The organism is Azospirillum isscasi (assembly GCF_030849505.1).
GTDB lineage: Bacteria > Pseudomonadota > Alphaproteobacteria > Azospirillales > Azospirillaceae > Azospirillum > Azospirillum isscasi.
Map to the genome: position 1 here is coordinate 15,831 of NZ_JAUJFI010000014.1, position 24,516 is coordinate 40,346.

At 64.8% G+C, this 24,516-nt stretch carries 15 protein-coding genes; 12 read left to right on the plus strand and 3 right to left on the minus strand.

Features of this window, described 5'->3' with window-relative positions; translation table 11 throughout:
- Positions 1-8: 8 nt before the first annotated feature.
- Positions 9-2,579: a glycosyltransferase gene (locus tag QSG27_RS05135; RefSeq protein ID WP_306704062.1), complete on the plus strand. Its 2,571-nt coding sequence runs from the start codon at positions 9-11 to the stop codon at positions 2,577-2,579.
- Here QSG27_RS05135 and QSG27_RS05140 read toward each other — a convergent pair.
- Complete coding sequence (locus tag QSG27_RS05140; RefSeq protein WP_306704063.1) at positions 2,567-6,928, minus strand: glycosyltransferase family 2 protein; 4,362 nt, start codon at positions 6,926-6,928, stop codon at positions 2,567-2,569. The genes QSG27_RS05135 and QSG27_RS05140 overlap by 13 nt on opposite strands.
- A gap of 30 nt (positions 6,929-6,958) precedes the next feature.
- Here QSG27_RS05140 and QSG27_RS05145 point away from each other — a divergent pair, with 30 nt between their 5' ends.
- Complete coding sequence (locus QSG27_RS05145) at positions 6,959-7,213, plus strand: hypothetical protein (protein ID WP_306704064.1); 255 nt, start codon at positions 6,959-6,961, stop codon at positions 7,211-7,213.
- Between the two features lie 1,145 nt (positions 7,214-8,358).
- Here the strand turns inward: QSG27_RS05145 and QSG27_RS05150 are convergent.
- Positions 8,359-10,908, minus strand: coding sequence for a glycosyltransferase family 2 protein (locus tag QSG27_RS05150; protein WP_306704065.1), 2,550 nt, complete (start codon positions 10,906-10,908; stop codon positions 8,359-8,361).
- A gap of 310 nt (positions 10,909-11,218) precedes the next feature.
- Here QSG27_RS05150 and QSG27_RS05155 point away from each other — a divergent pair, with 310 nt between their 5' ends.
- From QSG27_RS05155 to QSG27_RS05190, 8 genes are all read left to right on the plus strand, one after another.
- Positions 11,219-12,202, plus strand: a complete 984-nt coding sequence (locus tag QSG27_RS05155; protein ID WP_306704066.1) for a hypothetical protein — start codon at positions 11,219-11,221, stop codon at positions 12,200-12,202.
- Positions 12,203-12,347: 145 nt separating this feature from the next.
- Positions 12,348-13,445: a UDP-galactopyranose mutase gene (gene glf / locus QSG27_RS05160; RefSeq protein WP_306704067.1), complete on the plus strand. Its 1,098-nt coding sequence runs from the start codon at positions 12,348-12,350 to the stop codon at positions 13,443-13,445.
- A gap of 60 nt (positions 13,446-13,505) precedes the next feature.
- Positions 13,506-14,753 (plus strand): glycosyltransferase family 61 protein, encoded by a 1,248-nt coding sequence (locus QSG27_RS05165; protein ID WP_306704068.1) that lies wholly within the window; start codon positions 13,506-13,508, stop codon positions 14,751-14,753.
- Positions 14,754-15,039: 286 nt separating this feature from the next.
- Positions 15,040-16,101 (plus strand): GDP-mannose 4,6-dehydratase, encoded by a 1,062-nt coding sequence (gene gmd, locus QSG27_RS05170; RefSeq protein WP_306704069.1) that lies wholly within the window; start codon positions 15,040-15,042, stop codon positions 16,099-16,101.
- Positions 16,102-16,120: 19 nt separating this feature from the next.
- On the plus strand, positions 16,121-17,089 hold the full coding sequence (locus QSG27_RS05175) for a GDP-mannose 4,6-dehydratase (protein ID WP_306704070.1): 969 nt from the start codon (positions 16,121-16,123) through the stop codon (positions 17,087-17,089).
- A 148-nt stretch (positions 17,090-17,237) separates the two neighbouring features.
- Entirely contained in the window at positions 17,238-18,095 is an 858-nt protein-coding gene (locus tag QSG27_RS05180) for an ABC transporter permease (protein WP_306704071.1), read from the plus strand.
- A gap of 1 nt (position 18,096) precedes the next feature.
- A complete protein-coding gene (locus tag QSG27_RS05185; protein WP_306704072.1) occupies positions 18,097-18,879 on the plus strand; it encodes an ABC transporter ATP-binding protein in 783 nt (260 codons plus the stop codon).
- A 4-nt stretch (positions 18,880-18,883) separates the two neighbouring features.
- Positions 18,884-19,867, plus strand: a complete 984-nt coding sequence (locus tag QSG27_RS05190) for a GDP-L-fucose synthase family protein (RefSeq protein ID WP_306704073.1) — start codon at positions 18,884-18,886, stop codon at positions 19,865-19,867.
- Between the two features lie 50 nt (positions 19,868-19,917).
- Here QSG27_RS05190 and QSG27_RS05195 read toward each other — a convergent pair whose 3' ends face one another.
- A complete protein-coding gene (locus tag QSG27_RS05195; protein WP_306704074.1) occupies positions 19,918-20,799 on the minus strand; it encodes a glycosyltransferase family 2 protein in 882 nt (293 codons plus the stop codon).
- 130 nt (positions 20,800-20,929) lie between these two features.
- Here QSG27_RS05195 and QSG27_RS05200 point away from each other — a divergent pair, with 130 nt between their 5' ends.
- Together QSG27_RS05200 and QSG27_RS05205 are read left to right on the plus strand one after the other, a co-directional pair.
- A complete protein-coding gene (locus tag QSG27_RS05200; protein ID WP_306704075.1) occupies positions 20,930-23,167 on the plus strand; it encodes a peptidase domain-containing ABC transporter in 2,238 nt (745 codons plus the stop codon).
- Positions 23,130-24,488: an HlyD family type I secretion periplasmic adaptor subunit gene (locus tag QSG27_RS05205; RefSeq protein WP_306704076.1), complete on the plus strand. Its 1,359-nt coding sequence runs from the start codon at positions 23,130-23,132 to the stop codon at positions 24,486-24,488. The genes QSG27_RS05200 and QSG27_RS05205 overlap by 38 nt, the downstream gene beginning before the upstream one ends.
- The last annotated feature ends 28 nt before the right edge of the window (positions 24,489-24,516 follow it).

A 24,516-nucleotide genomic window follows, 5' to 3' on the forward strand; every position in this document is an offset into this window, starting at 1 on the left:
ATGCGGGGATGACGACGCCCGAACCATTCGACCACTACATCGAACGCATCGAGGTCGGCACCGAGCTTCGGATCGAGGGCTGGGCCTTTCACCGGACGCATGGCCTGTGCGGCTTCGACGTGGTGATCGACCGGGGGAATTCCCCGTCCGCTCTCCATGTCCGGAGGGGGATCGACCGGCACGACGTCGGCCTCGCCCTCGGCAACCCTCTGGCCGACCGTTCGGGTTTCGTGGTGCTCGCGGCCGTGCCGCTCAGCACCTCGGCGGTCGTCCTGCGGCTGACCGCCGGGGGGGAGGAGTGCATCATTCCCCTGATGCTGCGCGAGGGGTTGTCGCTGCGCAGTTGGCAGGTCGCCTGCGAACGCGCGCCGACGGCCGTCGAGTACCGCTTCCTGACCGAACGCGGCCTGCGCTACGCCGCCGCCCTGCCGGCGCCGCTGACGCGGGCGCGGAACGCGGTGGATGCCGGTCTTCCGGCCATCGCCGCTCCCGTCGCGACCGCCCCGGTGACGGGCGCTTCTGTGACGGGCGCTTCTGTGACGATCGCCCCGGTGACGATCGCCCCGGTGACGATCATCGTACCGGTGTATGGCGGCAAGCGCTTCCTGACCCCTTTGGCGCACGCGCTGATCGAGACGGTCGATCCCCGGCACCACATCGTCTTCATCGACGACGGCAACCCCGACCGCAGCATCTCCGCCTTCCTGGTGGCGCTCGGCACCGCCCTCGACCATGTGACGGTCGTCGCCAAGCCGCGCAACGAGGGGTATCTGAAGGCCGTGCTCACCGGGCTGGAGATGGCGGAGCGGCTGAATCCCGACGGGCATGTCGTCCTGCTGAACACCGACGTCGAGGTGCCGCCGGGCTGGCTGGAGCGGCTGGTCGGGCCGATCGAGGCGACGCCGTCCATCGCCAGCACCACCCCCTTCACCAACGCCGGCACCATCTGCGGCTTCCCGGCCATGCCGGAGGACAACGACCCCTTCCTCGGCGCCACGGTGGCGGAGATCGACGCGGGCTTCGCGGCCCTGGGGGATCTGCCCCCGGTGGAGGTGCCGACGGGAGTCGGCTTCTGCATGGCGCTGAACCGCCGGGCGCTGCGCGAGGTCGGCGTTTTCGACCAGCAGGCCTTCGGGCGCGGCTATGGGGAGGAGGTGGACTGGTGCCGGCGCGCCATGCGGCGCGGATTCACCAACGCCGCGGTGCCCAACCTCTATGTCCACCACCGGCACGGCGGCAGTTTCTCCAGCGCGGAGAAGAAAGCCCAGATCCAGGCGTCGGGCGACATCATCCGGCAGCGCTACCCGGAGTTCGACGCGGAGGTGCAGGATTTCATCCGCGCCGACCCGCTGCGCCCCATCCGCGCCGCGGCGGCGGTCCGCATCCTGGGCGCGGCGGCGGCGGGCCGTCCGCAGACGGTGCTTCTCTTCGACCACGCCGGCCACGGCGGGGCCGCCGCCTTCCGCGTGAAGGAGATCGCGCGCCTGCACGCGCAGGGGCGGGCGGTGCTGCTGGTGCGGCCCTGCGTGGAACCGGCCTTGGGAATGCCGGACGGCGCGCTGGACATCGAGCTGCTGCACCGCGAGGCCGCCTTCCGCTTCCCGGCGAACGATCTCGCCGATCTCGGCGCCCTCGCCGCCGCCCTGCCGCTGGCGGAGGTGGTCGTCAATTCGCTGGTCGGCTACGCGGCGCCGGACGCGGTGATGGGATTCCTGCGGACCCTCCGGCGGGAGCGTGGGGTGCCGTTGCGCCTGATGCACCACGATTTCTTCCCGGTCTGCCCCTCGCTGAACCTGATCGACGCGGAGGACCGTTTCTGCGGCGTGCCGGCACCGGGACGCTGCCGGACCTGCGCGCCGGCCAACCGGCATTTCCGCCACCCCGGCGGGGAAGGGCCTCCGGGCGAGGGCTTCGACATCGTGGGTTACCGCCGGGCGTGGCAGGAGCTTTTCGACCTCGCCGACCGCCACGTCACCTTTTCCCGAAGCGCGCTCGCCACGCTCCGGCGGGCCTTCGTCCTGCGCGATGACCGTCTGCGGATCATCCCGCATCTGGCCGACCATGTGACCGTGACGCCCCTGCCGCCGCCCGCTCCGGATCGGATCGCCCGCGTGGCGGTGGTCGGCGGCATCAACGTCGCCAAGGGGTCGGGGATCCTGAAGGCGATGGTGCGGCTGGCGGAGACGCAGCGGTTGCCGATCCTGTTCGAGCTGTTCGGCGACAACGACCAGCCGGTCGTCTCCCCGCACCTGCACGACAACGGCCGTTACGAGCCGGAGCGGCTGGCCGGCTTGCTCGCCGCCCGCGGCTGCCACGCGGTCTTCCTGCCGTCGGTCTGGCCGGAAACCCACTGCTACGTGCTGGACGAGGTGGTCGGGCTGGGGCTGCCGGTCGGCGTCTTCGACATCGGCGCGCCCGCCGAGCGGCTGCGCCACTGGCCGAACGGCTTCATCGTCTCCACCATCACCCCGGAGGCGGCCCTGTCCGCCCTGCTGCGCGTGACCGGCCACGGGATGCCGGCGCTCTCCGCAAGTGGCGGGGGCAAGGCGCCCCCGCCGCACGGCGATCAGGCGTCGTAGCCGCGGGGCAAGTAGCTCTGCCCCGTCTGCGGGTAGAGGCGGGGGTTGTACCAGCGGCTCGTCCGCGGCACCGCCACATTGAGAGCCGCCAGCAGCGTCCCGCTGGGCGGCGGCGGCTGGATGCAGGCGGGCTTCGCCAGTTTCCAGGCACTGAACGGCGTGTAGAGCACCCGTTTGCCGTCTCCATGGGCGCGCAGCGCAATGGCGCCGGCGATCTGTCCGGCGGTGGCGTCGCGGGGAAGCTGCCGCAGGAGGCCGCTCAGGAAGTCGCTGCGGGCCAGCCAGTGGCTCGACGACACGCCGTCCACGGACCGTTGGCAGAAGGCCATGCCGTGATAGCCGCCGTCGTCCGCGTCGCGTCCGTAATCCGCGGTGGCCAGGAAGCCGCCGAACCCGAAGAAGCCGCCGGCCCAGGCGACGCGGCCATCCGGGCTCAGGACGCGCCCGCCGATGGCTGCCGCGTCCTCCACCCCGTTCAGCAGCCCCACGAGTTCACGCAGGGTGCCGGTCTTCGCCGGCACGCAGCCGGCTTGCACGAAGGCGACGAAATCGGCCTCGGCGCAGGCGCCCGCGAGCAGGGTGGCGAGCGGGGCGTCGTGCAGGGTCAGGCCCGCCAGGGTCCAGCCGGCCCCCCGGCGGTCGAGAAGGGCCTTCAGCCGCTCCGCGTCCTCGGACGAGGCCACCCGCACCCGGACCGGACCGGACGACGGGCTGCGCTGCATCAGGAGGGTGGTGATGGCCTTCTCCACCGTCTCGTCGATCGTCGGTCCGGCCTCGATCACCATCGCCATGGGCGCGGACACGCCGTCCGCCGGTGCCAGCCGCCAGATTCCGGGATGGGGGAACAGCGTGTTCTCGACGACGGCGAGCTTCCGGTCGCGCCCGGTCAGGGCCAGATGCTGCTCCAGGACGTGCCGCTGGCTGTCCAGCGCCTCCGGCTTCATGCTGGTCTCGACGGAGGCGGTGGAGCCGGGGTTGATCCGCCATGCGTAGAGCAGGTGCGGAACATGGACGATTTTATGGCCCGCCCGTTCGACGCGGGTGAAGGTGTCCCAATCGTGGCTCCAGGTCGCCCGCAGGTCGGTGTAGGCGCCGATCTCCACCGCCACGTCGCGCCGCAGGGCGCAGAGGTGGCAGGTGAAGCAGATGTTCATGTGCAGCACCCAGTCGAAGTCCGGCTTGTGGAACGGGGAGAACAGCCGGGACTGCGGGTTGCTTTTGAACTCGTCGGAATAGAGCACGGCGGGGAAGCCGTTGGCGTGGATGTGCTCCGCCATGACCTGGAGCGCGTCGAGCGTCAGGAAATCGTCGGCATCGACCGGCAGGACGTAATCGCCGGAGGTTTCCCGGAAGGCCAGCCCGTATCCGGCCATGATGCCGCGGTTCTCCGGGCTGACGATGACCTTTACGTTGTCATGGGCGGACACGTCGCGCAGCCAGTCCAGCAGCTCGGGCCGGTGGTCGCCGTCGCTGACGATCACCCATTCGAAGTTCCGGTAGAACTGGTTGAGGATCGTCTTCTCGATCTCGCGCAGGAACCGGATCGGCTGCTTGTAGGTGCTCATGAAGAAGGAGAAGCGGATCGACTCCTCGACGGGAGGCCGGGTCCGCGACGCGGCGATGCGCGTCATGATCTGCTCCTCCACGTCGCGCACGGGCCGGTCCGTGGGGGTGCGCGCGATCTCGTAGAAGGGGGTGGCGGTCGAGAAGTTCGGGTTGACGTTCGGGTCCCGCTCGATGCCCCAGCGCCGGATGAAGTTCTGCAATTCCCAGTTGAAGGTTCCTTCCTTCGACAGGGACTCGAAGTGATACAGCTCGATGGCGGGATCGACGACGATCCGCAGCCCCCTCGCCCGCACCTTGTTGCAGAAATCGACGTCGTTGTAGTTGAGGCAGAGGCCGGTATCGAAGCCCCCCACCTCCTGGTAAAGCCTGCGGGAGACCAGCAGGCAGGCGGCGGTCGTCGCGGCGGCGTTGTGCGTCAGCTGCGCGATTCCCTGCGGCCCCGGCGACAGGCGGTGCTCGCCGATCAGAGCGTGGGTCGGGCTGCCGTTCAGCAGCATGATTCCGATGTGCTGGATCGTGCCGTTGGCGAACAGCAGGCGCGGGCCGACGATGCCGACTCCCGGCTGCGAGGCCAGCCCGACCATGTCGCGCAGGAAATGCGTCGAGATGGCCTGGATGTCGTCGTTGAGCAGAAGAACATAGTCGCCGCGTGCCTGCTGCACGCCGATGTTCACGCGCTCCGAGAAATTGAACACCGGGCGCTGGGCGTTGAACTCGCGCACGTTCGGGAAGGCGCGCAGGAAGCGCAGCGTGGAGTCCTCCAGCTCGCCGTTGTGGACGACGACGACCTCGAAATTGCCGTAGCACTCGCTGCCGAAGAGGCTCATCACGCAGTTCGTTACGAGATCGATGGTCATCCCGGAGATCTCGCCCTTCCGGCCCGCCGTGGGGATCACGACGCTGACGGAGGGGGGCTGGGCGGGCGGTGCGTAGACCACGCGCCAATTGCCCGTCGACCAGTGGGGGCGCACCTCGAAGGGCGTGGCCGCCCGCTGGGCCACGGCGTCCTCGATGGCCTTCCTCTGCCGTTCCACGGCATAGCTCTTGGCCGACAGGACCTCGGCGGTCGATCCCGGAATGGCCACCCAGTGGTACAGGATCTTCGGCACATGGACGAAGCGTTCGGTCACCGCCGCGACGCGGAGCGCCAGATCGTAGTCCTGCGTTCCGTCATAGGCGCTGCGGAAGCCGCCGACCGAGCGGACGACGGAAGCGCGGTAGCAGGTCAGGTGCCCGATGTACATCGTGCTGCGCAGCAGGTCGGGCGACCAGCCGGGCTTGTGAGTCGCATCGTAGAAGCGCCCGTCGACGCTCATCTTGTCTTCGTCGGAATAGACGGCGTCCGGCTCGTGCTCGACGACGGCCGCGGCAATCTCATAGAGCGCGTCCGGCGTCAGCAGATCGTCGTGGTCGAGCAGCGCGATCCATTCGCCCTTGGCCAGGGACAGGGCGGCGTTCGACGCGGCGGAGATGCCGCCGTTGGCCGGCAGGGTCGTGACGCGGATGCGGGAGTCGCGCGCGGCGAATTCGGCCAGCAGTTCCCGGACATGCGGGCTGGGCGAGGCGTCGTCGGCGATGCACAGCTCCCAGAACGGGTAAAGCTGAGCGAGCACGGAATCGACGGCCCCCCGCAGCCAGCGTTCCGGCGTCTGATAGACCGGCATGACGATGGAGATCGTCGGCCAGCCGTCCCGGGCGGCGATCCGCTGCACGATGTCGTTGACCGCGATGGTCCGCGGGGCGGGTTCGCCGTGATCGAGCCCGCCCTTGCGCGCTTCCAGATGGCCGTGGCTGAGGAAATGGTGGTATCCCGAAGGGATCGCGCCATTGGACACGGCCTCCGACACGTCGGGATTGTTTGAAAGGTATCGGTTCTCGCAATAGCCCGGGATGCGGGGCGCGGTTCCGGTCAGATCCTCCAGCAGCCCATGGCTGCGCCAGTGTTCGGCGGCGCAGGGAAGCTGGCGGCTGGCGATGGCGTTGGACACGTCGGGACGGTGGGCGCGGTAGATTGCCTCGGCGAAGCTGGCCGTCGCCGGACCCGCGGACAGGCTTCTGGCGTTGGTCGCCGCCCAGTTCCGTCCGGTCGGGCCGGGCACTGCCGGCCCGCCGTTGAGTTCGCCGCTGACCATGGCGGCAAATTCGGGCCGGTCCAGCAGATCACGGAGGCGGAGCTGCGGCAGCGCGCTCCACGGCGCCGTGGAGCGGCCTTCGGCGGCGCCGAACATGAGGTAATGGCGGTAACCGCTGACCAGGTGGCGCTCTTCCACCAAGTCGGCAACGTCATCGTTGATGGACAGGTAGGACTGTTCGTCGAATCCCGGGACGGCGTCGAACCGGAACACGCTTCCCGCGACGTAATAATGATCGACCGGGTTGGCCGCGCGGACCCCACGCATGCCGCGGATGACGGTTCCGTACCGCTCCACATACCATGACTCGTTCATGGGAACGTGGGGCAGGCGCTTCTGGGCGCGGCCGATGAACAGGTAATGCAGATGGGGCGATGCCCCGGTTTCGTGGCACCATTCGGCGACGTCGGGGTAGAGCTGCCCATACCAATGGGCGTCGAAGATCCCGCCGCCGGCCAGCATGGCCACATCGCCGAGGGCATCGACCGGCCGGTCCTCCGGGGCGATTCCCGCATCGGCCAGGCTCGCCGGACTCCGCCCGCCGAACAGCGCGCGGAGCGGGGTCGGGCGGTCGGACGGGCTGATGGAAGCGCTGCCGATCAATTCGCCGCCGGCGACGACGTGGAAGACCCGCGGCGCGTGGTGGGGCACATGCTCCATCGGGATCAGGATGGAGAATGCGTGAAAGCCGCAGCCCCTGCCGCTCTCGAAAAGATCGCGCCGGTAATAGCGCGCCGTGGACGTTGCGATGCATTGTCCGTCCGCGATGACGCTGACGGCGACCTTCTGATCGGTTCTGACGTTGTCGGCGGCCCAGCCGGACAAGCAGTAGCCGTAATTTTCGTTAAAATCTACAGAATCAAGATTGCCGATGATATTCGTCTGTTGAGTCATTTTCAGTGTCATCTTGTGCCGGTATATGTCGTTGCTTCTTGAAAGCAGTCCCGGTTTTGCCGGGAGCAAGACTGGCTTATAATCGGGGTCTGAGCGGCAGCCGCGCTCCAAAGGGCCGGAGGTCGGGTGGACGGCTCCGGCGGCTCGGGCACAACTCACGAAGGCAATGGGCTTTGCGCCGGCATCCTTGCCCGCTGGGCAGAGAGATGTCCGATGTCGCATTCATGCGGATCACGGCGCAAAACCTCATTCTGTTCAGGATTACGTGCAGGCGTGCAAGGAGCCAAAAAATTTTATCAGAAATAACATTATGTTTATCTATCTTTTTCTGGATCTCTTCGTAAGATTTCGCTTTCTGAACATGAATAAAATCTGTGCAAGTATGATGTTGTGCGTCGCCAATTTTCGGTTGAGGCATGTTGCCTGGCGTGTGAAACGCTAGGGCAACTCCCTGTTCCTGACCATACGGCTCATGCAGAAGTGGGCTATGTGTGCGTGATTCCATTGTTAGTGTCAATGTGCTTATACTGTGACAGTGGATTCGGTGGAAAGTTGTTCCATTCTCGAGGGGCCGTACTTTCGGCAGGCTGCCGGAGCGATGATCCCAATCCTTCGGACCAAACCGGCGGGCCCGACAAACCCGATGGGGGCAAAAGCAGGGCAGGCTGCTTCCCAGCCGCGCGGCCGGCGCGCATCAGACCCTCCACGCACGGCATTGATGCCCCTCATGCCGCGGCTGGCGGGAAACTGCCCCTTGGTGTTCCGTCCGGAGAACAATCTTTATGGCTGGCCTTTTCGGGTCCTGTTGCAAGGACCGCGTGGAGTACAATGCCAAGAATTGAAGAGATAGATACCCTTGTATCGTCAAGGGTTATGCATCCGCTGAACGGGTTTTTCTGAGGCGGTCCCCGCTTTCCGGACGGTTCGGCGGCTGGAACAAGCTTGGTTCAGGTCCGTGTCAGGGACAGAAAGCCGCGGCGCATGGGAATGCATGTGATATCGCGGCCCCACACTGGTCAGGATGGCCCGTGTTCATCGACCGGAGGCCTTGCGCAAAAAAATCCCGCTCCACGGCCACACCGGCCGATCATCGCGTGCCGCTTCCCCGTCATCGGGGCCGCTCTTCCTCGTGGGCGAACCAAGCTTATCCGGCTGTCCGGGGAACGGGGAGCACCTCAGCGCAGGACTTATGGGCTTCCAACGCCGTCGGCGTCGCCGGGGGGAGGGCGCAGCAACCGGTAGGTCGGGCCAAGCGGCTCGAAATGCGGGTTGTAGAAGGGGTCGTTGCGCAGCCGGTCGCCCCAGCGGGTGCGCAAGTGGCTGGCTTCGCCGGCCAGGCGCTTCATCTTCTCCGGCGTGTCGTCCGTGCCGCGGGTCTGGGTTTCAAAGTGATGGAGCCGGGCGTGCGGGGTCCACAGCACGCGCAGCCCCGCCTGCTGGAGTTTCAGGCAATAGTCCACGTCGGCATAGGCCACCGGCAGGTGGACCATGTCGAATCCGCCGACCGCCTCGAAGGCGTTGCGGGAGGTCAGCAGGCAGGCGCCGGTGACCGCCGAGACGGTGCGGGGCAGCATGGCCTGGCCGAGATGGCCGGGCTCTTCCGCGCCGAGGCCGACGAAGGCGTGGCCCGCGGCCTGCCCGGCGGCATCCCCGGCGCCGAGCACCACGCCTGCGTGCTGGATCGTTCCGTTGGGGTACAGCAGCTTCGCCCCGACCGCCCCGACGCCGGGACGGACGAGCAAGGACATCATCTCGCTCAGCCAGGACGGGGTGATCGCGACCACATCGTTGTTGAGGAAGCATAGAGCGCTGCCCCGGCAGGCCGTCGCCGCGGCGTTGTTGATCGCGGCCCAGTTGAACGGGCCGTGGAAGTCGACGACGCGCACCCGCGGGTCCCGGGCAAGGCTGTCGAAGAACGGGCGCGAGCGCGGGTCGGCGCTGTCATGATCGACCAGGACGATTTCGTAGTTTGGGTAATCGGTCTTGGCCAGCAGGCTCGACACGCAATCGCCCACCAGCCCGGCGGCGTCCTTGGTGGGCACGACGATGGACACCGCCGGGGCGGGCATCGGCAGAGGATGGCGGACGCGGGCGGAGAAAAGCCCGCCGGAGCGGCTGTGGGCCTCGTGGTCGGCCGTGGCCGTGGCGCGGGAGCCGGTCCGCTGGAGATGCTCGCCGACCACGCGCCCGATGCCGGCCAGGATGGCGGCGGGATCGCCGGCTCCCGACAGCGAGGCGGGGTTGATGCGCCAGTGGTAGAGGATGCGGGGAACGTGCCGGATGCCGGCGGCGCCGACGCGCTCCAGCAGGCGCAGCACCAGATCGTGGTCCTGGACGCCCTCGGTCCCCTCGCGCAGCCCGCCCACCTCCAGCAGGCGCCGCCGTTCGACCACCAGGAGGTGGCAGACGTAGTTGATGGCGGTCAGCAGCTCGGGGTCGAAGTCCGGCTTGAAGGCGGGGGCGACGTGGCGGCCATCGGGCGCGATGCGGTCCTCGTCGCTGTACAGGACCGGCACGGGTTCCCGGCACAGGGCTTCGGCCATGCACAGCAGCGCGTCGGCGGACAGCCGGTCGTCATGGTCGAGGAAGGCCACATAATCGCCGGACGCCAGCGACAAAGCCCGGTTGGTGGCGGCGCTCACCCCGCCGCGGGTTTCGCCGAACACGGCCCGGATGCGGGAATCCCGCGCGGCTTCCCGGCGGATCAGCAGGCGGACGGCGTCGTCGCGGGACGCATCGTCGGCGATGCACAGCTCCCAATGCCCATAGGCCTGGGCGCGCACGGACTCGATCGCCTCTGCCAGCATCCACAGCGGCGGATCGCAGACCGGCATCACCACCGAGAAGAGCGGACGCGCCGGCAGGCCGGCAGCGCGCGTGGAAAGCCGCAGGCGGCGGGCGGCGGTCTCGGCGTAACACTCGTTGAAGTAGGCGGTGTAATCGGCGACGGAGCGGGCGGCGGCGTGGCGGCGCCGCGGCACCTCGGCCCGGATCTCCCGAAGAACTTCGGCCAGCTCGTCCAGCCGGTCGGCCAGCCGGTCGTCCGGGATGGTGTTGGCCTCGTCCAGGGCGATGGGAAGGGGGCCGAAGAGGACGGCGCCGTCGCGCCGGTCGCGCAGTTCGAGCGTCCGCCCCGACCGGACGGACAGCAGCACCTCGAAGCCGTGATCGCAGGTGGCGAAGCGCGACAGCAGATCCCGGCGCTGCTGGTTGGCCACCACCCTGGCGGCGGTGACGCCGTCCACCACGACGTCGACCTCCACAGCCTCCCGCTCGTCCTCGGTGTTGACCGCCCAGCCGACGATCCGCGGCCCCTCGACGCTGTCGATGTTGGCCTCCACTTTGCGGGCAGTGGGCGCGGACAGGCCGTTCTCCAGGAGGTGGCCGGTTGCCGCGATCCGCACGGACACCGGTGTCCGGGACGGGTCCAGGCCGGGAAACAGGGCTGTGAGGTCCAGTTCGAAGCCGCAGCGCACCGGCCGGCCGAGCAACTGCGACAAGACGCCGCTCTCGCGGTCCGGGACGGCGACGACGGTGGCTGGCGCATCGGCCGGTCCGGCGGAGACGCGGAGCGGGACGGGAGCGTCCGGCTGGTCCACCGACAGCGCCCAGCCGGTCAGGCGGGTTCCGCTCCATTCCTCCACGCGCCCGTAGAACGGCTCCGCCGGCGACCGCCGCCCCAGGTCGCCGGTGGTGGCGGAGTCGGGCATTACTATGAAGGCGTCGGTTCTGGCCATGGAAGATCCTGTGCAGAGCGCTGTGCCATCGGCGAATTGGCAAAGGTAGAAAGATTCCACCCGCTGTTCCGGTTGGGGGCTCTGTTGTCGCAGCTAAGGCGCAACTTCGTCAAGGAGCGGTGCCGAGCCAGATCAGCTCTTGCGGTGCGTGACCATTCCTCATTGCCCGCTGCAAATGTGAGGCGTGAAGTGCCGAAGCAGAGCAGAGTTGGCTTCAGCTTTGCGTCTCGCCTGTTGTTAAGCTTGACATCGCTGCAATTTAATTTATTTTGTCATGCGGAATTTTTTCTAAAGGTTGACGAGGCGGATCGTGAAATATCCATCAAATAAAGTTGGAAATATTTATATCTTCTGCATGCCGAAGGGGCGGACGGGTGGTCCGGAAGCGCTTCATCAATTGGGCAGCACTTTGCGATCTCTCGGTAAAAACGCATATATGGTGTATATTAATTGTGAGATTCCAGATCTCCAGAAGAAGCGATCTGCAAATGGATTGCATGACGTTTATGAATTTAAGAAGTTTGATGACCCGATTGTTCCAGATTACATGAAGTACGGCGTGCCTTACACTTATGACATTATCGATGCTCCGGAAAACATCATAGTGTTGCCGGAAGTTTGGTCTTATTGGCTGCAGTTCGGCGAACACTTGCAGAAGTATTTCTGGTGGCTTAGCTATGACAATGCTCTATCATTCGTGCATGCGTCCGGCGGGTGGGATAATTTCCATCGCCATGATTGTCGTCACTTGGTGCAGTCAGAATACGCAAAGGTTTCACTGAGGAATCATGGGATTAATGAAGTCTATCCGCTTTTTGACTTCATCGGCTCCAACTACTTTGTGCCGTCTCCGTCTGATAAGCGTGTCAATCGCATTCTTTATAACCATAAAGGAGCTGCGCCTGCGCAAAAACTTGCGGAAATGGCACCGGAGTTTATCTGGCAGCCATTGATTGGCCTGACATCCGAAGAGGTCTGGTCTTTTTTCCGAACTTCAAAGATCTACATGGATTTCGGATATCATCCTGGAAAGGATCGAATGCCTCGTGAGGCGGCAATCTCTGGGTGCTGCGTAATCACCGGGTTGCGCGGCGCGGCGAGACATTTTGAAGACATTTCTATTCCTGGGAAGTACAAAGTTGAGGACCCTGAGCAGGATGCTGCCAAGGTTATCGATCTTGTGCGTGACATCATGGAGAACTTCGACGATCACTCTGATGCCTTTGAATATTATAGGCGAAAGATCCTGAGTGAGCGCGAGGAGTTCTTTTTGCAGGCGCGAAATCTGTTCTGACGGAAATCGGCTGTTGACATACAAAGCGCCTCGCCGAACGGCAGCGATGCTGCTATGTCTTGCTCCCCGTGCGAGGGGGTGGTTTCGAGGTGGCTCCAGCCAGAGCGCGCAAGCCACCGTGTTGATGTGAAGGCAGATACTATAAATGTACGATTACTTGATTGTTGGTTCTGGCCTCTATGGAGCGGTGTGTGCCCGGCTTCTCGCCGATTCTGGTCGGCGGGTCCGAGTGGTGGAGCGACGCAGTCATATCGGTGGGAACGTTTTCACGGAAGAGCGGGAAGGTATCGTTATACACAGCTATGGCGCCCATATCTTCCACTGCTCAAATCAGGAAATTTGGGACTTCGTCAATCGCTTTGCGTCGTTCCGCCCCTTTGTCAATCGGCCGGTTTCGATTTCAGGGGGCAAGCTGTATTCGCTTCCGTTCAATATGTTCACATTTAATCAACTCTGGGGCGTAACGAGCCCGGACGAGGCTCGGGCGATTATTGAGCAGGAGCGTCTTGTTCTCGACCGCGAGCCGAGGAATCTGGAAGAGCAGGCGTTGTCGATGGTTGGGAAAACTATCTATGACCTGCTAATCCGCGGCTATACGACGAAACAGTGGCAAAGAGACCCTAAGGAACTCCCCCCTTGGATCATCAAGAGATTGCCGCTTCGATTTACATATGACAACAATTACTTCAATGACACTTACCAAGGAATTCCAGACGGCGGATATACAAAATTAATCCAGGGATTGCTGCGTGACATTAAGGTTGACACGTCCGTAGACTTCCTAAATAGCCGCACCGAATTGGCGGCCCAAGCAAAGCACGTCATCTACACCGGCGCTCTCGATGAATTTTTTGGCTATGACCTCGGGGTCTTGGAGTATCGCGGACTTCGTTTCGAACATGATCGGTTCGAATCTGAGAATGTTTTGGGTAATGCGGTTATCAACTATGGTGATGAGGATGTGCCTTATACCCGGCGCATTGAGCATCGCCATTTCAGCCCTACGAATTCGACAGTTTCAATTGTTTCTCGTGAATATCCGACAGCTTGGCGGCCTGGAGACATTCCGTTTTACCCTGTGAATAGTCCGCACAATGAGACTCTCCATCGCAAATATTGTGAGCGAATTGCAGAGTTCAAAAATTATCATATTGGAGGACGTTTGGCCGATTACCGCTATTACGATATGCATCAAGTCGTTGGTGCCGCCATGAAGTTTGCCCGTTCTCTGACGACAGGTTGAGTGCAGTTTACCTCATCCTGTATTGGGCTTGGGATTGGGGTATGAAAAGGGACTTGGAAAATGAGTGATGCTCCAACCTCGCATGTGGCAGACGGACACGACTGGCGCGCGATGTTCTCCGTTGCAGCGGAGCAGATTTACCGAGACGGGGGCTTTTACGATGGCGAGGTTCCGTTGCCCTCGCTGCTGGATTTAGCGGGTGCTTGCAACGGGGCGGTCCAGGTTGTGGCGGAGCTGTTTCCTCCATCCCCCGTTACGCGCCCAATGCCAGATCTCCTGGCTGGATCGGATGAGGCATTCATCCGCCTGATACAGGATAATTACAGGCATTTTAACGATTTTTTCTCAAAGATAGCGGCCTCGGTATTGGTCCGGATTCGGCAGGCGGCAATTTACGATAACGTCGTCTTCGTCGTTCACAATGGAACTTTGATTCCGGTCTACGAAATGCTTCGTACGGTTGATCGTCCGGTCAAAGGGCGGGAGATGGCGGTTCGGGCGAGCCGAAAAGGCGAAAGCAGGAGCATCGACCCAGACGGTAACGCGTTCCTGTTCATCGGGTCGGTCGGTTCCTCCAACTATGGCCACTGGCTCATTGATGATCTGCCGACGATCAAAGCAATGGAGTTCATCGCGGAGGAGACACCGATCACTGCGCTGATGTCGTCCTTGGGCGACCGGATCGATGCGGTGCGTGCCGATGGGGTCGCGTTGGGGCGCTCGCAACCGGGAATGGTCAAGCCGATGTTCCTGCCGGTCGAAGATCTGGTCTTCGTGGATAATTTGTACTATGCGACGCCCGTATCTTATCACCCCATTCTCAAGCATCCGCAGGCACTTGCCCACTTGCTTGCGATCTGCAACGAGCGTTTCGGAGCGTCATCGCTCAGGGAGGACCGGCGCAGGCTGTTTGTGAACCGCTCGACATCGCATCCTCGCCATATCACGAACAACGACGCCGTCAAGTTCATCCTCGCGGAGTATGGGTTCGAAGAAATCTTCCCGGAAGGACTGAGCTTCTCCCAACAAAGACAGGCCTTTCACGAAGCCTCTCATGTTGTTGGTATCATGGGGGCGGCAATGACCAACACAGTCTTCTGTCCTCCGGACGGGCACATTCTCCATCTTGCGCCGAATGGGTGGGGCGAGCCATTCTATTGGGATTTGGCTGCTATGCGCGGACAATCGTACAATGCATTTTTTGGCGTGCCGCAGGGGAATATTGATCAGGTTCATCAATGCTCCTTCGAGGTGAACATCGACCAGCTTCGCGCTTGGTTGGAACGCGTGGTCCCGAAGCCGGCATGAGGCGCTGTCTTTCATAGGCATCTGCTCCGGAAGCGGTGTGCTGCCCCGGAGTCGGGCATTCAAAATTCTGAAACTGGGAAGCAAAGAGGTTGACGTGTGCGCATGATCCGCGCACTCATGCAACGCCCGTATAAGGGAGCCGCGGTTGCAAATTTCCAACTTTGCCCATGCGCGGGCGGAGTTTGGGAAAACTGCTTAGTGCCAGTGGAACGTCGCTCATCGAGCCGGCGCCATACCGCCCGGAGCGAATTTGAGATAACCCTTTAGAAAAAAATAGGAGCGAGCGTTGAGCAAGGTTGCTTTGATCACGGGCGTCACGGGACAGGATGGCGCCTATCTCGCGGAGCTTCTGCTCGCGAAGGGCTACACCGTCCACGGTGTCAAGCGGCGCTCGTCCTCGTTCAACACGGAGCGTGTGGAGCACCTGTACCATGACGTCCACGAGGGGGACGTCCGCTTCCGGATGCATTACGGCGACCTGACCGACGCGACCAACCTGATCCGCATCGTTCAGGAGGTGAAGCCGGACGAGATCTACAACCTCGCCGCCCAGAGCCATGTGCAGGTGAGCTTCGAGACGCCGGAATACACGGCGAATTCCGACGGCCTCGGCACGCTGCGTCTGCTGGAGGCGATCCGCATCCTCGGCCTGGAGAAGAAGACGCGCTTCTACCAAGCCTCCACCTCCGAGCTGTACGGCCTCGTGCAGGAGACGCCGCAGAAGGAGACGACGCCCTTCTATCCGCGCAGCCCCTACGCGGCGGCCAAGCTCTACGCCTACTGGATCACGGTGAATTACCGCGAGGCCTATGGGATGCACGCCTCCAACGGCATCCTGTTCAACCATGAAGGCCCGACCCGCGGCGAGACCTTCGTCACCCGCAAGATCACCCGCGCCGTCGCGGCCATCCAGCTCGGCCTGCAGAAGACGCTCTATCTCGGCAACCTGGACGCCAAGCGCGACTGGGGCCACGCCCGCGACTATGTGGAGGGCATGTGGCGCATCCTGCAGCAGGACAAGGCCGACGATTACGTGCTCGCCACCGGCGAGACCCATTCCATCCGCGAGTTCGTCGAGCTGGCCTTCGGCCATGTCGGCCGCAAGATCGAATGGCGCGGTACGGGCGTGGACGAGAAGGGCGTGGACACGGCGACCGGCGACGTGCTGATCGAGGTCGATCCGCGCTATTTCCGCCCGACCGAGGTGGACCTTCTGCTGGGCGATCCGTCCAAGGCCCACGCCAAGCTGGGCTGGAAGCACACCACCACCTTCCCGGAACTGGTGCGCGAGATGGTGTCGAGCGACCTCGCGCGCTGCGAGCGCGAGGTGGCGGGACGACCGGCCTGATCCCGCCGGAGCCGCCGCCGTGGCGCGGACCGCACTGATCTTCGGGATTTCCGGGCAGGATGGAAGCTATCTCGCCCGGCATCTGCTCGACCGCGGCTACACCGTCCACGGGACCTCGCGGGACTGCGAGATCGCGTCGTTCCGCAATTTGACGATCCTGGGCGTCCGCGACCGGGTGAGCGTCCATTCGGCGACCCTGCACGATTTCCGCAGCATCGTGCAGGTGATCCGGGCGGTGAAGCCCGACGAGATCTACAACCTCTCGGCCCAGTCGGCGGTGGGCTTGTCCTTCGAGCAGCCGGTCGAGACGATCGACAGCATCCTGAACGGTACGCTGAACATCCTGGAGGCCATCCGCTTCCTGGGGGTGGACACGCGCTTCTATCACGCTTCCTCCAGCGAGAGCTTCGGCAACACCCTGGACGAGCCGGCCGGCGAGGCGACCGCCTTCCGCCCCTGCAGCCCCTATGGCGTCGCCAAATCGGCGGCGCACTGGATGGTTGCGAACTACAGGCAGGCCTATGGGCTCTACGCCTGCTCGGGCATCCTGTTCAACCACGAGTCGCCGCTGCGGCCGGCGCGCTTCGTCACCCGCAAGATCGTCCGCGGCGCCATCGCGGTGGCGCAGGGCCGGGCGAAGACGCTGGAGCTGGGGAACCTCGCGGTGGCGCGCGACTGGGGCTGGGCGCCGGAATATGTGGACGCCATGTGGCGGATGCTCCAGCAGGATGAGCCGGACGACTTCGTCATCGCCACCGGCCGGATGCATGCGCTGGAAGATTTCGTCCGGACGGCCTTCGCGCATTTCGGCATGGATTGGCGGGAGCATGTGGTCCAGGGCGCGACGAACCTGCGGCCGATGGACATTCATTGCAGCGTCGGCAACCCGGCCAAGGCCGCGGCCCGTTTGGGCTGGAAGGCCGAAACCCTTATGCCGGATCTCGTCAGCCGGCTGATCGAGGCGGAACTGGCCCTGGCGTCGCCATAGGACGTGGGCTGAGAGAGGGGCCAGGAGAGGGGACTGTGAAGGCGGCCGGGATCGGAGTATAGAACCGGCCCATTCCCGCCTGGGATCGCAGGGCTGCCGCCCGTGGCTTTCCCGCCCCGCCGGCCCGGTTTTGAGTGGATTGCGAGAGATGACCACCGAGAGCTTTCCCGGCTCCGCCGCCCGGCGTAGGAGCGGGGCCATCTACGACTCCGGAGACCGCAGCGAGGCGGCGCGGGCCTGGGACGATCTCAGGGAAGGAGCCCTGCGTTGGCGGCTGTGGAGCCGGCTCGGCTGGCACGACATCCGCAAGCGGTACCGCCGCTCGGTCCTGGGGCCCTTCTGGCTGACGCTCAGCATGGCCGTCATGGTGGCCAGCCTGGGGCTCATCTACGGCACGCTGTTCCGGCTGGACCTGGAGGGCTATCTGCCCTTTCTGGCGGTCGGGCTGGCCACCTGGACCCTCATCGCCTCCTTCCTCAACGAAGGCTGCATCAGCTTCATCGAGCTGGAACCGCTCATCAAGAACGTCCGCATCCCGATGTCGGTGCACATCCTGCGGGCTTTGTGGCGCAACCTGATCATCTACGGCCACAACATCGTGATCTTCGCGGTGGTGGCGCTGATCTTCGGGATCTGGCCGGGGGCGGCGGGCCTCCTCGCGGTGCCCGGGCTGGCGCTGCTTCTGGTGAACGCCGGCTGGATCATGCTGCTGCTCGGCATGATCTGCACCCGTTTCCGCGACGTGCCACCGATCATCGGCAGCGTGATCCAGCTCCTGTTCTTCGTGACGCCGGTCATGTGGAAGCCGGAGCTGTTGGGCGACCGCCGCTATCTGATGGTGCTGAACCCCTTCTATCACCTGCTGGAGGTCATCCGGGCGCCGCTGATGGGCCATGTGCCGGGCTGGGAAAGCTGGGTGGCCGGTCTGCTGTTCGCCGCCGCCGGCTGGGCCTTCACCTTCGCCTGCTTCGCCCGCTTCCGCAAACGCATCGCCTATTGGCTCTGAGATGGCTTCGATCCACCTGAACAACGTCTCGGTCGACTTCGTCCTGTATCAGGGAAGCGCGCGCTCCCTGAAGAAGACGCTGCTGCGCACCTCCACCAGCGGCGCGCTGAAGCACGACGCGCACCACCGCATCACCGTGAAGGCGCTGAACAACCTGAACCTGACGCTGGAGCACGGCGACCGGGTCGGGCTGGTCGGCGGCAACGGGGCCGGCAAGACGACGCTGCTGCGCGTTCTGGCCGGCGTATACGAACCGACCGCCGGGCGCATCCGCGTCGAGGGCAGCGTCACGCCTCTGTTCGACCTGGGGCTGGGGCTGGACATGGACGCGTCGGGCTATGACAACATCCGGATGCGCGCCGCCTATTTCGGCATCGACGGAGACGAGATCGAGTCCAAGATGGACGACATCGCCGCCTTCACCGAGCTTGGCGACTATCTCGACCTGCCGGTGCGCACCTATTCGGCAGGCATGACGCTGCGGCTGGCCTTCGCCGCGGCGACCGCGGTCGATCCGGAAATCCTGCTGATGGACGAATGGATCGCGGTCAGCGACACCCAGTTCCTGGAAAAGGCGCAGCGCCGGGCCGAAGGCTTCGTGAACCGGTCCAGCATCATGGTCGTCGCCTCCCATGTGGACGAGGTTTTGAAGCGGCTGTGCAACAAGGCCCTCTGGCTGGAACGCGGCGCGGTCGTGCGCATCGGCCCGGTTGACGAGGTGCTGGCAGCGTATCACAAACACAACGCGGGCGGCGAACCGCCGCAGCGAGGCGGAGACGAGTGATCGGATGACGACGGGTACGGCAGCCTTCCCCCTGGACGGCAAACGTGTGTGGGTCGCGGGGCATCGCGGCATGGCGGGTTCGGCGGTCGTTCGCCGGCTGGAGCGGGAACCCTGCGAAATCCTGACCGTGGGCCGCGAGACGGTCGATCTGCGCCGTCAGGCCGAGGTCGAGGCGTGGATGGCAGAGGCGCGGCCGGACGTCGTTTTCCTCACCGCCGCCCTGGTCGGCGGAATTCACGCCAACAGCACCCGCCCGGCCGAATTCCTCTACGAAAATCTGGCGATCGAGACCAACATCATCCACGCCGCCAAGCAGGTCGGGGTGCGGAAGCTGGTCTTCCTGGGGTCGTCCTGCATTTACCCGCGGATGGCGCCGCAGCCCATTCCGGAGGAATCGCTGCTGACCGGCCCGCTGGAGCCGACCAACGAGTGGTACGCGATCGCCAAGATCGCCGGCATCAAGATGTGCCAGGCCTACCGCCGGCAGTACGGCTGCGACTTCATCTCGGCCATGCCGACCAACCTCTACGGCTTCGGCGACAACTTCGACATCGAGCAGGGGCACGTCGCCGCCGCCCTCATGGTCAAGATCCACCGGGCCAAGACGGAGGGTGCCGCCAGCGTCGAGCTGTGGGGCGACGGCAGCCCGCTGCGCGAGTTCCTGTTCGTCGAGGATCTGGCCGACGGGCTGGTCTTCCTGGCGAAGCATTATTCGGGCGAGCCGCAAGTCAACCTCGGCTCCGGCCACGAGATATCCATCCGCGGTCTGGCCGAACTGCTGGCGGGTGTGATCGGCTATGAGGGCGACTTCCGTTTCGACCCGTCCAAGCCGAACGGCACCCCGCGCAAGATCATGGAGTGCAGCCGGCTGGCCGGGATGGGATGGAGCGCCCCGACCCCGCTGCGCGAAGGGTTCGAGCGCACCTACCGCTGGTATCTGGAGAAGCTGGACACCGGCACCCTGCGCGGCCTGCCCGCGGGCCGCTGAGGCGGTTCGAAGCCGAAGCGAACGGATGTTCGCTTCGGGCGGGCGCCGCGTCAGCCCTGCCGGAGGCGGCGCAGCAACCGCCGCAACCGGTCGCGTCCGCGGCGTGCAAGGCCGCGGGCCAGCCGGCGCCAGGGAATATGGGGAAGGCCGCCGGTCCCGGCCTCGGCGAGCCGGCGCTTCAGTTCGGCGTTCTCCAGCCGGACCGCCAGGAAGCTTTCCTGATACAGCTCGATCCGCCGGCGCAGCCACGCCTCGGACTGGTAGAAGGGCAGGGCGTTCTGGATGGCGTAGACCTCCGGCTGGCCCTTGGCGAGGTTGCTGGAGGTGCCGCCCAGCCCGAAGGACGCCACCGTCACCGGCATGTGCATCAGCGTGACCGAGGGGTCCGCGATGGCCTTCAGGAACCAGTCGTAATCGGCGTGGACCCGCCACCGCGTGTCGAAGGGGCCGGTGCGATCGAACACCGCCCGCCGCGCGAAGGTCCCCTGGTGCGGCAAACAGCCGCACACCATCGCTTCCGCGGCCTTGTCGGCCTCCTGGGGGGTGTGGATGACGGACCCGCCCTCCGGCAGGCGGACCTCGATGTCCCCATAGAAGAGGTCCCCCTGCGGATGCCGTTCGATGAAGCGCACCGCGTTCTCGACCGCGCGGGCGTCGTAGAACCAGTCCTCGGCGTTCAGGAAGTGGATCAGATCCCCGGTCGCCCGTGCCAGACCCTTGTTCATCGCATCATAAATGCCGCCGTCGGGTTCCGAGATCAGGACCGCCGGACGGTGCCGGTGATTTTTTAGGATATCCAGCGTTCCGTCGGTCGAAGCCCCGTCGATGACGATATGCTCAATGTTCTGGTAAGACTGCTGTGCAACGCTTTCCAGTGTGCGGCCTATGCCGTCATGGACATTCCGGCAAATCGTAATAACCGAGATCTTCATCCACCTGCTCCTGTCGGGCTCGCTCAAATTGAGCGCTCCGAGCGCAACGCTTGTATCGGATGAAGGTGGTACAGTACAGTCGGCACCGCCGGTGAGGCCACCGGAAGAGCGACTGGGGCACAGGGGCCAGATGCAGAGCAAGACCGCCGCCGATTCACAACAAGCTTCCTCGGAGGCTACGCGAACCACCAGCCTCCATGCGCTCGCCGTCGTGGCTCTGCATCATGGGCTGCATTTGTCCGTCGAGAAGATGCGGCGCGATTACGGCATCGAGGCAGGGGAGCCATCCTCGGCGACCCTGTTGAAGATCGCCGAGGACAATGGGTTGACCGTCCGTTCGGCCAAGCTCGGCTGGAAGCATTTGTCCCGCCTGGGCAAGGCGTTGCCGCTCCTGCTCCGGCTGCGCGACGGCAGCACCATGGTGATGGTCGCCTTCCGCAAGGACGGCGGCGCGCCGGCGGCGATGCTGCAGGACCCCCTCAGCCATGACCAGGCCTGCGTCGCCGTGGACGAGTTGCGGCTGGAGTCGGTCTGGGACGGCGAGGCGATCTTCGTCAAGCGCCGCTACCGGATGAGCGACGAGGAGCGGCCGTTCGGCTTCGCCTGGCTGATGGGCCAGATTCTGCGCGAAAAGAAGATTTTCCGCGACGTCGGCATTTCGGCCCTCATCCTCAGTCTGTTCGCCCTGATTCCGCCTCTGGTCTTCATGGTCATCCTGGACCGCGTGCTGGTCCACCAACGGCTGTCGACGCTGTATGTGCTGCTGACGGGCATCGCCTTCCTGCTGCTGTTCGACACCCTCTTCGGCTATCTGCGGCGCTATCTGGTGGCGATCGGCACAGCCAGGGTGGACGCCCGCATCAGCACCTACATCTTCGATCGGATGATCAATCTGCCGATCGATTTCTTCGAACGGACCCCGACCGGCGTCATCAGCTACAAGCTCAACGAGATCTGGCGCGTCCGCAACTTCCTGACCGGGCAGTTGTTCGGGACGCTTCTGGACTCCATGACGCTGGTCGTGCTGATCCCGGCGATGTTCGTCCTCAGCGCGCCCCTGGCCTTCTACGTTCTGGCCATCGCCTTCATCATGGGCCTGGTGGTCGTCGTCTACATCGGCCCACTGGCCCATGCATACGGCAAGGTCGTCGTGGCGGAGCAGCGCAAGGGCTCCTTCATGATCGAGGTGCTGCACGGCATGCGCACGGTCAAGTCGCTCGCCCTGGAAGGGCGCAAGCGGCTCGACTGGGACGTGCGGGTGGCCGAGGCCGTGCGTGCCAACACGAACATGCAGCTTCTCTCCAACCAGCCGCAGACCATCCTGCAGCCGCTGGAGAAAATGATCTACGCCGGTTCGCTGGGTCTCGGCGCCTATCTCGCGATCGGCGAGGGCGCCGTCGTCTACGGCGGTTCGCTGGTTGCCTTCAGCATGATCGCCAGCCGCGCCACCCAGCCCTTCGTGCAGATCGCCAGCCTGATGCAGCAGTTCCAGGAGGTGCGCGGCGGCATCGCCCAGGTCGCGTCGGTGGTCAACCAGGAGCCCGAGCAGGTGGCGGGCCGCCAGGGCGTGCGTCCGGAGATCAAGGGCGACATCACCTTCTCCGAGGTCCGCTTCCGCTACCCCGGCGCACAGAACCCGGCGCTCGACAGCGTCGGCTTCTCCATCAAGGCCGGCCAGGTCATCGGCGTCATGGGGCGCTCCGGCTCCGGCAAGACGACGGTGACGCGCCTGCTCCAGGGCCTGCACCAGAATTACGAGGGCCTGATCAAGATCGACGGCGTGGACCTGCGCGAGATCGACCTCAGCCATCTGCGCTCCAACCTGGGCGTGGTGTTGCAGGACAATTTCCTGTTCAACGGCACGATCCGCGAGAACATCATGGCCGCCAACCGCAGCGCCAGCCTGGAAGAGGTGATGCGGGCCGCCCGGCTCGCCGGCGCGGAGGAGTTCATCGAGCGCCTGCCGCGCGGCTATGAGACGATGATCGAGGAAGGCTCGGCCAACCTGTCGGGCGGGCAGCGTCAGCGCATCGCCATCGCCCGTGCGCTTCTCGTCGACCCGAGCGTCCTCATCATGGACGAGGCGACCAGCGCGCTCGACCCCGACAGCGAGGCGATCATCAACAACAACCTGACGCGCATCGCCCAGGGCCGGACGATGATCGTCATCTCCCACCGCCTCGCCTCTCTGGTCAACTGCGACCAGATCATGGTGCTGGAGCGCGGCAAGCTCTATGACATGGGCAAGCACGACGAACTGCTCCAGCGCTGCGACGTTTACCGGCACCTCTGGTTCCAGCAGAACCGCCACCTTTCTCCGGGAAGCACTCATGACCGCGCTCCTCTTACGCCGGCCGCAACTGCCTGATCTGGCCGCCGAGCAGGCCATCAACGATTTCCAGGGGGAAACCGCGGAAATCACCGGCGCTCCGGAGCCGTTCAAGGCCCGGCTCGCCGTGTGGGCGCTTGCCGCCATGGTGGTTCTGTTCATCGTGCTGGCGTCGGTCATGAAGCTCGACCGCGTCGTCAGCGCGACGGGGCGCGTGGTCTCCCAGTCGCCGACCATCGTCGTGCAGCCGCTGGAGATCTCGATCATCCGCAGCCTGAACGTCCGTGCGGGCCAGACCGTGCGGCGCGGCGACGTGCTGGCCACGCTCGATCCGACCTTCTCGGCCGCCGACGTCGCCCAACTGGAACGGCAGGCGTCCAAGTTCGCGGCGGAGATCGCCCGCCTCGGCGCCGAAGCCGAGGGCGTGCCCTTCAAGGTCGCCAGCAAGGATCAGGACATGATCCTTCAGGAGTCGATCTGGCAGTACCGTCAGGCCGAATACGCGGCCAAGCTCGCCAATTTCGACCAGCGCATGGCGACCCTGCAGTCCACGATCAAGAGCAGCCGGGCCGATGCCGACCATTACCGCTCCCGCCTGAAGATCGTCGGGGAGATCGAGGAGATGCGCCGGACGCTGGAAAAGAACCAGACCGGCAGCCGCCTCAACTCGCTGGTCGCCAGCGACACCCGCGTGGAGACGGAGCGGAACCTCGGCCTCAGCGAGAACGCCATCCGCACCTCCACGCATGACCTGGAGGCCCTGCGCGCCGAGCGGGAGGTCTATATCCAGCAGTGGCGCAGCACGGTGCTGACCGACCTGTCCGCCCGTCAGGTCGATCTGGAGCGCGTCCGCGAGGAGCTGTCCAAGGCCCAGAAGCGGCGCGACCTGGTCGAATTGCGCGCGGTGGAGGACGCCGTGGTGCTGGAGGTCGGGAAGTACTCCGTCGGGTCCGTGGTGGAATCGGCTCAGCCGATCTACACTCTGATGCCACTGAACGCGAAGCTTGAAGTGGAGGCGGAAATCGCCGGCATCGACCAGGGCTTCGTCAAGCCGGGCGATTCGGTGCAGGTCAAGCTGGACGCCTACCGCTTTATCGAGCACGGGATGGCGAAGGGCGTGGTCCGGACGATCAGCGAGGACTCCTTCACCCGCCGCGAGGATCAGAGCCAGGCCCCGCGCCCGTTCTTCCGCGCGAAGATCGAGCTGATCGAGGTGAACCTGCGCGACGTGCCCTCCGATTTCCGGCTGGTGCCCGGCATGCCCCTGATGGCGGACATCGTGGTCGGCAACCGGACCATCATCGCCTATCTCGTCGAGGGGGCACTGAAGAGCCGGGCGGAAGGCATGCGCGAGCCGTAACGGAGACGGCGCTCCCCGCGGGATCAGG

What these genes read in the sequence shown, in the direction of transcription:
- QSG27_RS05135 (WP_306704062.1), top strand. Translation starts at nt 9, where the DNA reads ATGACGACGCCCGAACCATTCGACCACTACATCGAACGCATCGAGGTC.
- QSG27_RS05150 (WP_306704065.1), bottom strand. Translation starts at nt 10,908, where the DNA reads ATGGCCAGAACCGACGCCTTCATAGTAATGCCCGACTCCGCCACCACC.
- glf (WP_306704067.1), top strand. Translation starts at nt 12,348, where the DNA reads ATGTACGATTACTTGATTGTTGGTTCTGGCCTCTATGGAGCGGTGTGT.
- QSG27_RS05165 (WP_306704068.1), top strand. Translation starts at nt 13,506, where the DNA reads ATGAGTGATGCTCCAACCTCGCATGTGGCAGACGGACACGACTGGCGC.
- QSG27_RS05180 (WP_306704071.1), top strand. Translation starts at nt 17,238, where the DNA reads ATGACCACCGAGAGCTTTCCCGGCTCCGCCGCCCGGCGTAGGAGCGGG.
- QSG27_RS05185 (WP_306704072.1), top strand. Translation starts at nt 18,097, where the DNA reads ATGGCTTCGATCCACCTGAACAACGTCTCGGTCGACTTCGTCCTGTAT.
- QSG27_RS05190 (WP_306704073.1), top strand. Translation starts at nt 18,884, where the DNA reads ATGACGACGGGTACGGCAGCCTTCCCCCTGGACGGCAAACGTGTGTGG.
- QSG27_RS05195 (WP_306704074.1), bottom strand. Translation starts at nt 20,799, where the DNA reads ATGAAGATCTCGGTTATTACGATTTGCCGGAATGTCCATGACGGCATA.
- QSG27_RS05200 (WP_306704075.1), top strand. Translation starts at nt 20,930, where the DNA reads ATGCAGAGCAAGACCGCCGCCGATTCACAACAAGCTTCCTCGGAGGCT.
- QSG27_RS05205 (WP_306704076.1), top strand. Translation starts at nt 23,130, where the DNA reads ATGACCGCGCTCCTCTTACGCCGGCCGCAACTGCCTGATCTGGCCGCC.